Here is a 14,113-nt window from a genome sequence, read left to right as displayed (position 1 = left end):
GAGACACGGGAGAGGTCGACTCATGAGCACCGAGGCGTTCGACGCCGTCGACGTCATCGTCGCCAAGCGCGACGGGCGCCGGCTGACCGACGCGCAGATCGACTGGGTCGTCGACGCGTACACGCGCGGCGTCGTCGCGGACGAGCAGATGTCGTCGCTCGCGATGGCGATCCTGCTCAACGGCATGGACCGTGCGGAGATCGCGCGCTGGACCGCGGCGATGATCGCGAGCGGCGAGCGGCTCGACTTCTCGTCGCTGTCGCGGCCCACGTCGGACAAGCACTCGACGGGCGGCGTGGGCGACAAGATCACGCTGCCGCTCGCCCCGCTGGTCGCGGTGTTCGACGTCGCGGTGCCGCAGCTGTCGGGGCGCGGCCTCGGCCACACGGGCGGCACGCTCGACAAGCTCGAGTCGATCCCGGGCTGGCGCGCGGCGCTGTCGAACGAGGAGACGATGCGGCAGCTCGAGGACGTCGGCGCGGTCATCTGCCAGGCGGGTTCGGGCCTCGCGCCCGCCGACCGCAAGCTGTACGCGCTGCGCGACGTCACGGGTACGGTCGAGGCGATCCCGCTCATCGCGTCGTCGATCATGAGCAAGAAGATCGCCGAGGGCACCGGCTCGCTGGTCCTCGACGTCAAGGTCGGGTCGGGCGCGTTCATGAAGGACGAGGCCCGCGCGCGCGAGCTCGCGCAGACCATGGTCGAGCTCGGCACGGACGCGGGCGTCACGACGGTCGCGCTGCTCACCGACATGTCGACCCCGCTCGGCCTCACCGCGGGCAACGCGCTCGAGGTCCGCGAGTCGCTCGAGGTCCTCGCGGGCGGCGGTCCGGCCGACGTCGTCGAGCTCACGGTCGCGCTCGCGCGCGAGATGCTCGACGCCGCGGGACGCCCCGACGCCGACCCCGCCGCAGCCCTCGCCGACGGGCGGGCGATGGACGTCTGGCGCCGCATGATCCAGGCGCAGGGCGGCGACGCCGACGCGCCGCTCCCCGTCGCGCGCGAGACCGAGCAGGTCGTCGCGGAGACCGACGGCGTCGTCACGACCGTCGACGCGTACGCCGTCGGGATCGCCGCATGGCGGCTCGGTGCGGGCCGGGCGCGCAAGGAGGACCCGGTCCAGGCGGGCGCGGGCGTCGAGCTGCACGTGCGCCCCGGCGACGAGGTGCGCGCCGGGCAGCCGCTGCTCACGCTGCACACCGACACCCCCGAACGGTTCGGCCGCGCGCGCGAGGCGCTCGACGGCGGGCTCGTCGTCGCCCCGGCCGGCACGCGCGTCGACGCGCGCCCGCTCGTCCTGGACCGCGTCACCGCCTGACCGGGGTGGCCTCCGCCGACCGCGTGGCGGCGGGGGCACCACCAGAGCACGATGGAGACGACCGCCGAGCGTGAGGGAGGACCGATGAGCACCGTCCCCGGCGACGACACCTGGCGTGACGCGGGCCTGGAACCCGTGGCTCCGGAGACGCCGACCCGGCTGACCGACGACCCCGTCGACGAGACGCCCGACCCCGAGGAGTACCGCCCGGGGTTCCCGCGCGCCGACCGCGACGGCCGCGCCGACGAGGCCGACGTCGTCGAGCAGGACACCGAGGTGCCCGCCGACGACGAGCCGGACGCCCCCGAGTGAGCGGCTGTCGCAGGCGCCGACCGCGCGACCTGGCACGTCACGGCGTCCCCGGTACGGTGACGTCATGACGTCCCCCGACGCGTCCCCCGCCGACGACGACGCGGCGGCGTCGCTCGTCGCGCTCGTCCCCGGCCTCCCGAAGGTCCTGCTGCACGACCACCTCGACGGCGGGCTGCGGCCCGCGACGATCGTCGAGCTCGCGGCCGAGGCCGGGCACACGCTGCCCACGACCGACCCCGAGGAGCTCGGCCGCTGGTTCGTCGAGTCGGCCGACTCGGGCAGCCTCGAGCGCTACCTCGAGACGTTCGAGCACACCGTCGCCGTCATGCAGACCGTCGACGGGCTGCGGCGCGTCGCGCGCGAGGCCGCGCTCGACCTGGCGGCCGACGGCGTCGTGTACGCGGAGTCGCGGTACGCGCCCGAGCAGCACCAGCGAGCGGGGCTGAGCCTCGAGCAGGTCGTCGACGCCGTCCAGCAGGGCTTCGCCGAAGGGGTCGCGGAGGCCGCCGCGCAGGGCCGGTCGATCCGCGTCGGCACCCTCCTGTCGGCCATGCGGCAGGCGGACCGGGCCGACGAGATCGCGGCGCTCGCGATCGCGCGGCGCGACGACGGCGTCGTCGGGTTCGACATCGCCGGCCCCGAGGAAGGCTTCCCGCCGTCGCGGCACGCGTCGGCGTTCCGCGCGCTCGCCGACGCGCACGTGCCCGCGACCGTGCACGCGGGCGAGGGGTCCGGCCTGGAGTCGGTGGCGCAGGCGCTGCACGTCGCGCAGGCGTGCCGTCTCGGGCACGGTGCGCGCCTCGTGGAGGACATCGCGACGGACGACCTCGGCGACCGGCTGGGACCGCTCGCGCAGTGGGTGCGTGACCGCCGCGTGCCGCTCGAGCTCTGCCCGTCGTCGAACCTCCAGACCGGCATCGCCGCGAGCGTGGCCGAGCACCCGGTGACCCGTCTCAAGCGCCTCGGGTTCAAGGTCACCGTCAACACCGACAACCGTCTGCAGTCCGGCACCACGCTGTCCCGCGAGCTCACGCTGCTCGTGCAGGAGGCGGGCTGGACGCTCGACGACCTCCAGGACGTGGCCGTCACCGCGGCCGCCTACGCGTTCGTCCACCACGACGACCGCGACGCACTCATCGACACCGTGATCCGGCCGGCCTACGCGGCCGCCCGGGGAGGAAGGCACCGCGCATGACCACGACGCACGACGCCGCCGGGCTGGCCCGGCTCGTCGACCACACGCTCCTCAAGCCCGAGGCGACCGTCGCCGACGTGCAGGCACTGGTCGAGGAGGCCGCCCGGCTCGGGGTCTACTCGATCTGCATCTCGCCGTCGTTCCTGCCGGTCGACACGTCCGCGGCTCCGGGGCTGCACGTCGCGACGGTGTGCGGGTTCCCCTCGGGCAAGCACCACAGCGACGTCAAGGCCGCCGAGGCCGCCCGCTCCGTGCGGGACGGCGCCGACGAGGTCGACATGGTCATCGACGTCGGCGCGGCGCGCGAGGGACGGTACGACGCCGTCGAGGCCGACATCGCGGCGGTCCGTGCCGCGACGCCCGGCGACGTGGTGCTCAAGGTGATCATCGAGTCCGCAGCGCTGTCCGACGACCAGATCGTCGCCGTCTGCCAGGCGGCCGAGCGGGCCGGCGCCGACTTCGTGAAGACGTCGACGGGCTTCCACCCGGCGGGTGGCGCGACCGTGCACGCCGTCGAGCTCATGGCGCAGACCGTCGGCGGGCGCCTCGGCGTCAAGGCGTCGGGCGGCATCCGGACGGCCGCCGACGCGGTCGCGATGGTCGACGCGGGCGCGACGCGCCTCGGTCTGTCGGGGACCGCCGCGGTGCTCGCAGGGCTCGAGGCGGACGCCGGCTACTGACGCCGTCCCGGTCCACCCGGCCGGCCTCCGACCTGCCCGGACGGTCCCGGTCGGCGTTCGCGCCGTGCGCCCCCGGGGTGTCCGGAGCGGCCGATTCACCCGGATGCGGGATACCCGTCGATTGACTCCGGCCGCGCCGCCCCGGGACAGTGGGGCGGGCCGCGCGACCGGCGCGGTCATGTCGCGCTGCCCGCGCGGCGAGGCGACGGACGGGAGGACGCGCCGGGATGGCACGGATCCGACGCGCCGCGGTCGTCGCCGCCCTCGTCGTGCCGGTCCTCGCCGCCGGAGGAGTCGTCGCCGTCGCGCTCTCGCACACCGACGACACGCCGCCCGTCGTCGTCCCGGACGGCTGGGCGCAGGCGTGGGAGGACGGTCACGTCCGGCAGGGCGAGTCGGTCGTGCTGGCGTGGGGCGACCTGCCCGGCGCGGACCCGACGCACGCCACGCTCGACCTGCGCTTCGACCCCGCGCGGACCGTCGCCGCGCTCGACGCGCTCTACGACACGACCGTCGACGAGCTCGCGGTCGCCGCGCCCGACGGGGCGATCGCGGAGTCGAAGGTCGTCGTCGTCGTCGACGGCACCTGGACCGAGGGCCCCGGCTCGGGCCGCGAGCAGCCCGTCGCCGCGGCGCACGGCGGGCTCTCGGCGCAGACCCGGACGGTGAGCGGCGCCGTGGAGAGCGGCGTCGGCCTCGTCCGGGCGACCGTGCCCACGCTCGCGGGCGGCGGCGGGTCGGACGCGCCCGCCCCCTCGTGGGACCTGGCCCGGGGGTTCGCCGAGATGGTCCTCGGCTTCGCGCGCAGCGAGTCGCCCGACGGCGGCGTCGCGGGCGACTCCGCGGGGACGTTCGCCGCGGCGAGCGCGGCCTACCTCGCGACCGTGAGCGCGGCGGGCGGCATCGGCGACCTCGCCGACCTGGTCCGCAGCCCGTCGCTGCCGTGGTCGAGCGCGCGGCTCGGTGACGGCGGCTGGCTGCTCCTGCAGTACCTCGCGGAGCGCGACGACGACCGGGTCGTCTCCCGCATCTGGCGTGGCGGCGACGGGACGCGCACGGCGCTGGAGGCGTACCGCGGGGTCGCCGGGCTCACGCAGTCGGCGCTCAACCGCCGCGTCGCCGAGTACGCGATGCGGACGGTCGCGTGGGACCTCGGGCCGTCCCGCGAGCTCGCGGACACGGTCGCGACGCTCGACCCGGTCCTGCTCGCGGGCCGCACCACGCCCGTCGAGGCGGTCGCCGACGACCCCGGCCACTACCGCGTGCCCGACGCGTTCGCGCCCTCCGACTACGGCTACAACGTCGTCCGCCTGCAGCCCGAGCCCGGCGCCCGCACGGTCCACGTGCGCCTGCGGGGCAACAGCGCCGCGCCCGACGCCGGCTGGTCGGTCGGGTTCGTCGCGCTCGGCGGCGAGTCGCCGCGCTACAGCCCCGTCACCGAGGGGGACGACGCCGAGCTCCAGTTCTCGCTGCGGGACGGCGAGAGCGACGTGTACCTCGTCGTGACGGGCACGCCCAGGCAACCGCACGTCGTCGACTCCGCGAGCGGGTTCGGCGACGTCCCCAGGTACCCGTACGAGCTCCGGCTCGCCGGTGCGACGGTCGTCGACGAGTCCACGCAGCCCGCGGCGCCCGGCGGCCACCGGCACCCGAACGGGGGCGGCTGGGTCGACGACGCCGCACGCGTCGACGCGACCGCGTGGATCGGTCCGCACGCCGTGGTCCGCGGCGACGCGCGGGTCACCGGGGCCGCGCGCATCGAGGGCCGTGCGTGGGTCGAGAGCGGCGCCGTCGTCGGCGGGTCCGCGGTCGTCAAGGACATGGCCGTCGTGCGCTCGTCCGCGCGGCTCAGCGGGTCGGTCGTCGTCGGCGGGGACGCCGTCGTCGGGTTCACCTGTGACGCGGGCGGCTACGTCGCGTACGAGCCCGCGCGCGCGTGCGACGGCGAGCAGCCGCGTCCTGACGTCAACGTGGCGCCGACGCCCCTCCCGGCGGACGCGCTCGCGTTCTCCGACCCGCAGCTCGCCCCCGCGCAGCCGCCCGTCACGGCGACGCCCGAGCCCGGCGCCTCACCGTCGTCGCAGCCGACGCCGCAGTCGACCCGACCGCCGACCGCGCCGCCGACCGGCGGGGACAGCACCGGGACCCCGCCGACACCCCCCGTGAACCCCGGGGGCACGAACGGCGGCGTCGCCCCGCCCGAGCCCGTCACGGCCGGCGGGTGCGCCGCGACCTACCGCGTGACGACGACGTGGGAGAGCGAGGGACGCGCCTGGTACCAGGCCGAGCTCGTCGTGACCGCCGGGTCGGCGGGTGTGAGCGGCTGGGCCGTGTCGTGGACCCTGCCCCCGGGCAAGAACGTGACGGCCGTCTGGAACGCGCAGCTCGGCACGTCCGGGTCGAGCGTGACCGCCGAGAACATGTCGTACAACGGCACCCTGCGCGCGGGGGAGACCGCGACGTTCGGGCTGCAGGGGACCGCGCCGACGCCCGAAATGGCGCGAGCGGTGCACGACGTGGGGTGCGCGCAGACGCGCTGACCGGCGCGGGGCCGACCGGCGCTTGACGACGCGCTGACCGGCGGGGGCCGACCGGCGGCGCCTGATGACGCGCCGTCGCGTGCGCTACAGCCCGAGCACCGACCGGACGTCGGCCGCGACCGCGTCCAGGCGTGCGCGGGCGGCGCGGCGCGCGTGGCCCACGGCCTCGTGGTCCGCGTCCGCCGGCACGGGCTCGACGACCTCGAGGTAGCACTTCACCTTGGGCTCGGTGCCGCTGGGGCGCACGACGACGCGCGTCCCGTCGGACGTGAAGAGCCGCAGGCCCTCGGTCGGGGGCAGGCCGTCGCGGTCGTCGTCGGTGCCCGCGGCGAGGTCGACCACCGACGTGACGTGCACGCCGGCGATGCGCTGCGGCGGGGCCTCGCGCAGCCGCTGCACGGTCGCGGCGATGTCCGCGAGGTCCGCGAACCGCGCCGACACCTGGTCCGTGAGGTGCAGGCCGTGCGCGCGTGCGAGGTCGTCGAGCGCGTCCACGAGCGTGCGGCCCTGCGCCTTGAGCGACGCCGCGAGCCCCGCGACGGTGAGCGCGGCCGAGATGCCGTCCTTGTCGCGCACGTGCGCGGGGTCGACGCAGTAGCCGAGCGCCTCCTCGTAGCCGAACACGAGACCGTCGACGCGCGAGATCCACTTGAACCCCGTGAGCGTCTGCGCGTGCCGCAGCCCGGCGCTCGTGGCGATCTCGCCGAGCAGGCGCGACGAGACGATCGAGCTCGCGAGCACGGCGTGGTCGGTGCCCGCGACGGCCGCACGACGTGCGGCGAGGTCGCCGAGGAGCGCACCCGTCTCGTCGCCGTGCAGCATGCGCCAGCCCTCGGCGCCCGCGGTGTCGGGGCCGCGGTAGGAGCGGGTGCGCAGGTCCTGCACCGCGACGGCGCACCGGTCGGCGTCGGGGTCGAGCGCGAGCACGAGGTCCGCGTTCTCGTCACCCGCCATCCCCAGGGCCAGGTCGATCGCGCCGGGCTCCTCGGGGTTCGGGAACGCGACGGACGGGAAGTCCGGGTCGGGGAACTCCTGCTCGGGCACGAGCAGCACGTCCGTGAACCCGGCGGCGGCGAGCACGCGCTGCGCGACCTTCCCGCCGACGCCGTGCAGCGGGGTGAGCACGATCCGCAGCTTCTTCGCGGCGGCGCGGGCCTCGGGCGACCGGTCGGCGAGGCCCACGACGGCACCGACGTAGGCGTCGAGGACCTCCGGGCCGAGGACCGTCCAGCCGTGGTCCGCGCGCGGCACCGACGCGACCGACGGCACGCGCGCGATCTCGGCCGCGATCGCGGTGTCCGTCGGGGGGACGATCTGCGCGCCCTGGCCGCCGTCGGTGACGACGCGACCACCCAGGTAGACCTTGTAGCCGTTGTCCTGCGGCGGGTTGTGCGAGGCCGTGACCATGATCCCGGCGTCGGCGTCGAGGTGGCGCACCGCGAACGCGAGCACGGGCGTCGGGAGCTCCTCGGGGAGCAGCAGCACCTCGATGCCGACCGCGGTGAGCACGCCCGCGGTGTCGAGCGCGAACTGCCGCGAGTTGTGGCGCGCGTCGTAGCCGACGACCACGCGCGGCGGCGGGGTCACGCCGTCGAGCTCGCCCAGCAGGAAGTCCGCGATGCCCGACGCGGCGCGGATGACGACCGCACGGTTCATCCGGTGCGGACCGCCCGCGAGGCGTCCGCGCAGCCCGGCCGTGCCGAACTGCAGCAGGCCCTGGAAGCGGTCGGCGAGCTCGTTGCGCGCCGCGCGTCGGGCGTCGAGCGCCTGCCGCTGGGTCGGGTCGGGCTCCTGCCCGGGGGCGAGCCCGACGGGCCCGGTGCGGGCCGCCGTCAGCAGGTCGCGCAGCTCCTGCGCCGTCCGCGGGTCAGGGTCGTCGTCGATCCACGCCTGCACCTGCGCCTCGAGGTCCGCCCACACCACGTCGCCGGTCATGGGGCCAACGTACTGAAAGCGCCGCGGAAGGTCCCGCCGAAGGTCCCGGTGGCGTGGCGCGCCCGTGTGCCGACGCGCCTGACGTGCGCGGACGCCCGCGGCCGGTCGTGCGACCGCCGCGGGCGTCCGCGTTCGTGCGTGGTCCGGGGGCCGGCGTCAGGCGCGCCGGACGACCTCCGCGAGCAGCGCGCTGATCCGCGGCCCCGCGGCCGCGCCGGCCTCGAGGACCTCGGCGTGCGACAGGGGCTGGTCGCTGATGCCCGCACCGAAGTTCGTCACGAGGGACACGCCCAGGATCTCCAGCCCCGCCTGCCGGGCGGCGATCGCCTCGAGCGTCGTCGACATGCCGACGAGGTCGCCGCCGATCCGGCCCGCCATCGCGACCTCGGCGGGCGTCTCGTAGTGCGGGCCGCGGAACTGCACGTACACGCCCTCGTCGAGCGACGGGTCGACCGTGCGGGCCACGTCGCGCAGCCGCGCCGAGTACAGGTCCGTGAGGTCCACGAACGTCGCGCCCTCGAGCGGGGACGTCGCCGTGAGGTTGATGTGGTCCTTGATGAGGACCGGCGTGCCCGGCGCCCACGCGGTGTTGAGCCCGCCGCACCCGTTGGTCAGCACCAGCACCGACGCGCCCGCTGCCGCCGCGGTGCGCACGCCGTGCACGACGCGCCGCACGCCCCGGCCCTCGTACAGGTGCGTGCGCGACCCGAGCACGAGCGCGTGCTTCGGGGCGTCGTCGGGGGAGCCCGCGATGCGGATCGAGCGGATCGTGCCGACGTGGCCGACGACCGCCGCCGCGCTGAACCCCGGGACCTCGGTGCTCGGCAGCTCCGCGACCGTCTCGCCCAGCAGGTCCGCCGCGCCGCCCCAGCCCGAGCCGAGGACCAGCGCCACGTCGTGCTTCGCGACACCCGTCGCGCTCGCGAGGTGCGCGGCGGCCGCGCGGGCCACCTCGAACGGGTCGGTCGCGGGGTCGTCGAGGTCGGGCACGTCGGTGAGGTCGCTCATGCTCGAAGGCTAGCCCGCACGGAACGGTCCGACGCAGGACGCCCCGGCCGCGCCCTGCACGCCACGCGCTCCCGGGACGGCGGCGTGCGGACGGCCGCGGACGGACCGGGCAGGCAGAATGGGCACCCGTGAGCACAGCGACGCAGGACACCGACCGTTCCCGAGCGCCCCGCGTCGTCGTCGTCGGCGGCGGACCCGGCGGCTACGAGGCCGCGCTCGTCGCACGCCGCCTGGGCGCCGACGTCACCGTCGTCGAGCGCGCGGGCCTCGGCGGTGCCGCGGTGCTGACCGACGTCGTGCCGTCGAAGACGCTCATCGCCACCGCGGAGTGGATGACGATCGCCGACCGCGCGCCCGAGCTCGGGATCCGCCTCGACGGGATCGCCGCGCCCGGCACGATCGCCGAGGCGGGCGTCGGCTCGCTCGCGCGGCACAGCATCGACCTCGCCGCGGTCAACGCCCGCGTGAAGGCGCTCGCCGCCGCGCAGTCCGCCGACATCCGCGCCAGGCTCGACCGTGAGGGCGTCCGGACGGTCCTCGGGCACGGCCGCCTCGACGGCCCGTCGCGCGTCGTCGCGGCCACGGCCGACGGCGACGAGCAGGTGCTCGACGCCGACGTCGTGCTCGTCTCCACGGGGGCCACGCCGCGCGTCCTGCCCGAGGCCGTCCCCGACGGCGAGCGCATCCTCACGTGGACGCAGCTCTACGACCTGCAGGAGCTGCCCGAGAAGCTCGTCGTCGTCGGGTCGGGCGTGACCGGTGCCGAGTTCGCGGGCGCGTACACGTCGCTCGGCGCGGACGTCACGCTCGTGTCGTCGCGCGACCGCGTCCTGCCCGGCGAGGACGCCGACGCCGCCCAGCTCCTCGAGGACGTCTTCCGGGCGCGCGGCATGACCGTGCTGTCGCGCTCGCGCGCCGCCGGTGCGCGCCGGGTCGGCGACCGGGTCGAGGTGTCGCTCGCCGACGGGCGTGTCATCGAGGCGTCGCACGTGCTGTTCGCCGTCGGGTCGATCCCCACCACCGCGGGCCTCGGCCTCGAGGAGGCCGGCGTGCGGCTGACGCCGTCCGGGCACGTCGAGGTCGACAAGGTGTCGCGGACGAACGTGCGCGGCGTGTACGCCGCGGGCGACGTGACGGGCGTCTTCCCGCTCGCGTCCGTCGCGGCGACGCAGGGCCGCATCGCGATGTCGCACGCGCTCGGCGACGCCGTGAAGCCGCTGTCGGTGCGCGGGGTGTCCGCCAACATCTTCACCGCACCCGAGATCGCGACGGTCGGGTCGACCGAGGCGCGGCTCACCGAGCTCGGCGTGCACTACACCGTCAGCACCCTGCCGCTCGCCCGGAACCCGCGCGCGAAGATGCTGGGCGTGCGCGACGGGTTCGTGAAGATCTTCGCCGCCGAGGGGACGGGCACGATCCTCGGCGCGGTCGTCGTCGGCCCGCGCGCGAGCGAGTCGATCTTCCCCCTCACGCTCGCGGTGACGCACCGCCTCACGGCCGACCAGGTCGCCGACGCCTCGACGGTCTACCCGTCGATGTCGGGGACGATCGGCGAGGTCGCACGCATGCTCCACCACCGCTCTGCCGACTGAGCGCGGCGGGCTGCTCCGTCAGGGCGTGAACGTCGCGGTCACCGGGAGGTGGTCGGAGAGCGTCGACGTGCCCACGGTCGCGGCGGTGAATGTCACGCCCTGACCGAGCACCCAGTCGATGCGGTGCGCGGGGTCGGTGCTCGGTTCGGTGAACGCGTCGGGGTCGCCGGCCTCGTCGACGGCGCTGACCCACCCGGCGTCGGTGAGCAGGTCGAGCTCGGGCGATCCGGGTACGGCGTTGAGGTCGCCCGCGAGGATCGCGGCGCCCGTGACGGGCTCGGCGGCGAGCAGCGCGTCGAGCTGGTCGAGCCGGGTCGGGGTGTTCGACGCGCGGTGCTGCAGGTGGACGGACGTGACGCGCACCGGGGTGCCGGTCGTCGTCGTGAGGGTCGCGGAGAGCGCCGACCGCTGCTGCGGCCCGGCGCCGTAGGGCAGCGGGTGGACGGTCACGTCGGTGAGGCCGGAACGCGCCAGGACGGCGTTCCCGAACTGCCGGTCGGCCGCGGGCGCGAACCGGATCGTCATGTCGAGCCGGTGCGCGAGCCACGTCGCCATGTCGGCACCCCCGCCGAAGATCCAGCCGCGCTCGACCTCCTGGAGCGTGACGACGTCGGGGTCGGCGGCCTCGATCGTGCGGGCGACGCCCTCGAGGTCGACGGCGGTCAGCGGGGACACCCCGTAGTGCAGGTTCCAGTCGACGACGGTGAGCGGGCCGTCGGCGGCCTCCGCGGGGACGGTCGCGCCTGTCGTGCTCCAGCCGCGGTGTCCTGCGAGGACGCCGACCAGGGCCAGCACGACGCCCGGGATGAGGAGCAGGCGCGCGGCGTTGACGCGGGCGGGGACCTTCTCGTCGTCGAGCGGCGGGTCGTCGACCTGGGCGGCGACCTCGGGCGTGCGGCGGCGCAGGCCCGCGAGCCCGACGACCGCGGCGGCGAGGACCACGACCCACACGTTGTCGACCGGCAGCGGCACGTCGTAGTCGAGCATGTAGAGCAGGAGCGGCAGCACGACGCCCAGGCCCGCGGCGCCCGTGCTGATCGCCGTGCGTGGGATGCCGGGCGGCGCCGGGCGGCGGGTGCTGAGGACGGTCGCGATCACGAGCCCGGCGACGACCTGCGTGACGGCGACCGCGACGAGCGCGACCGGCCCCGACGTCCACAGGCTCACGCCGGTGCCGACCGCGAGCAGGACGGCGGCGCCGACCCGCACGGCGGCGGGCCACACGTCGGGCCGCAGCAGCGGCCACGCACCGAGCGCGGACGCGCCGAGGAGGACGAGGCCCGCGAGGTCGAGCGGCACGTCCGCCTGGGACGCCGCGAACGCCGGGTTGGCGAGCAGCATCACGGTGACCGCGAGGAACGGGCCGAGCGCCCACAGCCGACGGGGGCGACCGGTCGGCTCAGGGGAGACGTCCGGGTCGACGAGCCCGCGCGTCACGAGGAACGGGGCGACCGCGACGGCCGCGGCGACCACCCAGCCGACGACGCCCGACCGCCACACGGCGTCCCACGTGCCGAGGAGCAGCTGGAGGCCCACCGACAGCCCGGAGCCGACGAGGAGACCGGTCGCAGCCTGACGGGCGCCGCCGCTGCGCCCAGCGACGTGCGCGACGCCGAGCGTGAGCACCGCGACGGCCACGGCCACCCACACGAGGCCGGACACGTCGAGCGCGAGCCCGTCGAGCGCCTGCACGACGAGCCGCAGGACGGCCAGGACGCCCGCGCCGGTCAGGACCGTGCGCGCGTCGGGGGTGCCCGAGGTGCGGCGACGGACGAGGAGCAGCGCGGCGGCGACCACTCCCGCACCGGCGTAGGTCGCGACGGCCGCGCCACCCGCCGCGGCCGTGCCGACCGCGAACCACCGGTCGAGCATCGGACCGCTCGCACGGACGGCCTCGAGCGCGGCGAGCGTGAGCGCCGCGACGAGCCACACGCGCGTCGGGGTGCCGGCGTCCGGCGGGGTGGGGGTGCGGCTGCCGCCGGGAGGGGTCGTCACGCGCCGCACGGTACCGCCCCGCGACGTCCGGGGCTGCCGACCGGGCGTGTGACGGCGTGCACCGCGGCCCGCCGTGCCCGGCGCCGGCGACGTCGCCCGGTCGCGCGGCCCGCCGGGTCGCGGGCGGTCGTCAGGCGAAGAGCGCGGAGCCGACGAACGGGCTGTCGTCCGTCGTCACGGGGGTGCCGTCGGGCCCGAGCACGAGCGACCCGTCGGGGACGCCGGGCGGGACGGCGAAGAGGCCGGACCCGGTGTGCTGCAGGTACTCCATGAGCCCGTCCTGCGCGGACAGCCGGTTCTGCATGGGCACGTAGTGCGTGCGCGGGTCCCGGACGAACGCGAGGAAGAAGAGCCCGGCGTCGAGGCGGCCGAGCGCGTCGTTGCCGTCGGTGAAGTTGTAGCCGCGGCGCAGCATGCGCACGCCGTCGTTCTGGTCGGGGTGCGCGAGTCGGACGTGGCTGTGCGTCGCGATGAGCGGTGCGTCGCCCCGGCCCGTCGCCGCGAAGTCGGGCTCGGTGAACTCGGTGCCGCCCGACAGCGGCGCGCCCTCGCCCTTGGTGCGGCCGACCAGCGTCTCCTGCTCGCGCAGCGACGTGCGGTCCCACGTCTCGATGACCATGCGGATGCGGCGCGCGACGAGGTACGTGCCGCCCGTCAGCCACGCGGAGTCGACGCCGTCGCCCGCGTCCTCCTGCGCGGCCGACCCGGGCACCCAGACGTGCGCGTCGAGCGCGTCGTGCTCCTCCGCCTTGACGTTCGCGGTGCCGTCCTTGAAGCCGAACAGGTTGCGCGGCGTGCGCTGCGCGGTGCTCGTCGACGACGTGCGGCCGTACCCGAGCTGCGTCCACCGGATCGCGGCGGCGCCGAACGCCGCGCGCGACAGGTTGCGGATCGCGTGGACCGCGACCTGCGGGTCGTCGGCGCAGGCCTGCACCACGAGGTCGCCGTCGCTGCGAGCCGGGTCGAGCGCGTCGGCGGGGAAGTGCGGCAGCTCGACGAGGCCGCCGGGGAGCCGGCCGGCCAGGCCGAACCGGTCGGTGCCGGGTGTGCCGTCGGGCGCGGGGGTCCCGACGAACAGCGACCGGCCGAAGCCGAACGTGAGCGTCAGCCCGGCGGGCGGCAGGTCCGCGGCCTCGCCGGTGTCGTCCGGCGGTGCGTCGTACGGGCCGGACGCGGGGCCGAAGGGTCCGGCCGACAGGCCCTGCGTGAGCCGGGCCGCGATCGTCGTCCAGCGGCGCAGCAGCGCGACGAGCTCGTCGCGCGAGTCCGTCGTGACGTCGAAGGCCGCGAGGTACAGCCGGTCCTGCGCGGGCGTCGTGATCCCCGCCTGACGCGCGCCCGTGAACGGGAAGGTCCCGGGCGCGGCGCTCGCGGTCGGCGCGGTGGCAGCGGCCGTCGTCGCGCGCGCGGCGCCGAAGCCCGCCGCCGCCGCGACCGCGGCGACGCCCCCGCCGAGGCCGAGCAGGGCGCGCCGGGACAGCCCGGCGGCCGGCGCCGGGGCGTCGTCCGGGGTGGCGGGGGAGTCGACGTCGGTCATG

General features: G+C 76.3%; 10 protein-coding genes. 6 read left to right on the top strand and 4 right to left on the bottom strand.

The genetic code is table 11. From position 1 onward, the window contains the following. The first annotated feature begins 22 nt into the window (after positions 1 to 22). From OOT42_RS15265 to OOT42_RS15245, 5 genes are all read left to right on the top strand, one after another. Positions 23 to 1,318: a thymidine phosphorylase gene (locus OOT42_RS15265; RefSeq protein ID WP_273652028.1), complete on the top strand. Its 1,296-nt coding sequence runs from the start codon at positions 23 to 25 to the stop codon at positions 1,316 to 1,318. An 84-nt stretch (positions 1,319 to 1,402) separates the two neighbouring features. Next, a complete protein-coding gene (locus OOT42_RS15260) occupies positions 1,403 to 1,630 on the top strand; it encodes a hypothetical protein (RefSeq protein WP_273652027.1) in 228 nt (75 codons plus the stop codon). Positions 1,631 to 1,694: 64 nt separating this feature from the next. After that, positions 1,695 to 2,825, top strand: coding sequence for an adenosine deaminase (locus OOT42_RS15255; RefSeq protein ID WP_273652026.1), 1,131 nt, complete (start codon positions 1,695 to 1,697; stop codon positions 2,823 to 2,825). Further along, a complete protein-coding gene (deoC, locus tag OOT42_RS15250; protein WP_273652025.1) occupies positions 2,822 to 3,505 on the top strand; it encodes a deoxyribose-phosphate aldolase in 684 nt (227 codons plus the stop codon). The genes OOT42_RS15255 and deoC overlap by 4 nt, the downstream gene beginning before the upstream one ends. Positions 3,506 to 3,732: 227 nt before the next feature. Next, on the top strand, positions 3,733 to 6,045 hold the full coding sequence (locus OOT42_RS15245) for a DUF6055 domain-containing protein (RefSeq protein ID WP_273652024.1): 2,313 nt from the start codon (positions 3,733 to 3,735) through the stop codon (positions 6,043 to 6,045). Between the two features lie 84 nt (positions 6,046 to 6,129). Here the strand turns inward: OOT42_RS15245 and OOT42_RS15240 are convergent, their stop codons facing one another. Beyond that, positions 6,130 to 7,980 carry a phospho-sugar mutase gene (locus OOT42_RS15240; RefSeq protein WP_273652023.1) on the bottom strand — a complete coding sequence of 617 codons (1,851 nt, stop codon included), beginning with the start codon at positions 7,978 to 7,980 and terminating at the stop codon, positions 6,130 to 6,132. Between the two features lie 156 nt (positions 7,981 to 8,136). Then, the gene (locus OOT42_RS15235) at positions 8,137 to 8,988 is read right to left on the bottom strand and encodes a purine-nucleoside phosphorylase (RefSeq protein WP_273652022.1); all 852 of its coding nucleotides are present in this window, start codon (positions 8,986 to 8,988) and stop codon (positions 8,137 to 8,139) included. A gap of 128 nt (positions 8,989 to 9,116) precedes the next feature. Here OOT42_RS15235 and OOT42_RS15230 point away from each other — a divergent pair, with 128 nt between their 5' ends. Next, positions 9,117 to 10,580: an NAD(P)H-quinone dehydrogenase gene (locus OOT42_RS15230; protein WP_273652021.1), complete on the top strand. Its 1,464-nt coding sequence runs from the start codon at positions 9,117 to 9,119 to the stop codon at positions 10,578 to 10,580. An 18-nt stretch (positions 10,581 to 10,598) separates the two neighbouring features. Here OOT42_RS15230 and OOT42_RS15225 read toward each other — a convergent pair whose 3' ends face one another. Beyond that, positions 10,599 to 12,575: an endonuclease/exonuclease/phosphatase family protein gene (locus tag OOT42_RS15225; RefSeq protein WP_273652020.1), complete on the bottom strand. Its 1,977-nt coding sequence runs from the start codon at positions 12,573 to 12,575 to the stop codon at positions 10,599 to 10,601. 130 nt (positions 12,576 to 12,705) lie between these two features. After that, the gene (gene efeB, locus OOT42_RS15220) at positions 12,706 to 14,112 is read right to left on the bottom strand and encodes an iron uptake transporter deferrochelatase/peroxidase subunit (RefSeq protein ID WP_273652019.1); all 1,407 of its coding nucleotides are present in this window, start codon (positions 14,110 to 14,112) and stop codon (positions 12,706 to 12,708) included. Position 14,113 lies beyond the last annotated feature (1 nt).

It is taken from the genome of Cellulomonas fimi (genome assembly GCF_028583725.1).
GTDB lineage: Bacteria > Actinomycetota > Actinomycetes > Actinomycetales > Cellulomonadaceae > Cellulomonas > Cellulomonas fimi_B.
This window is presented reverse-complemented; position numbering and strand designations above follow the sequence as displayed.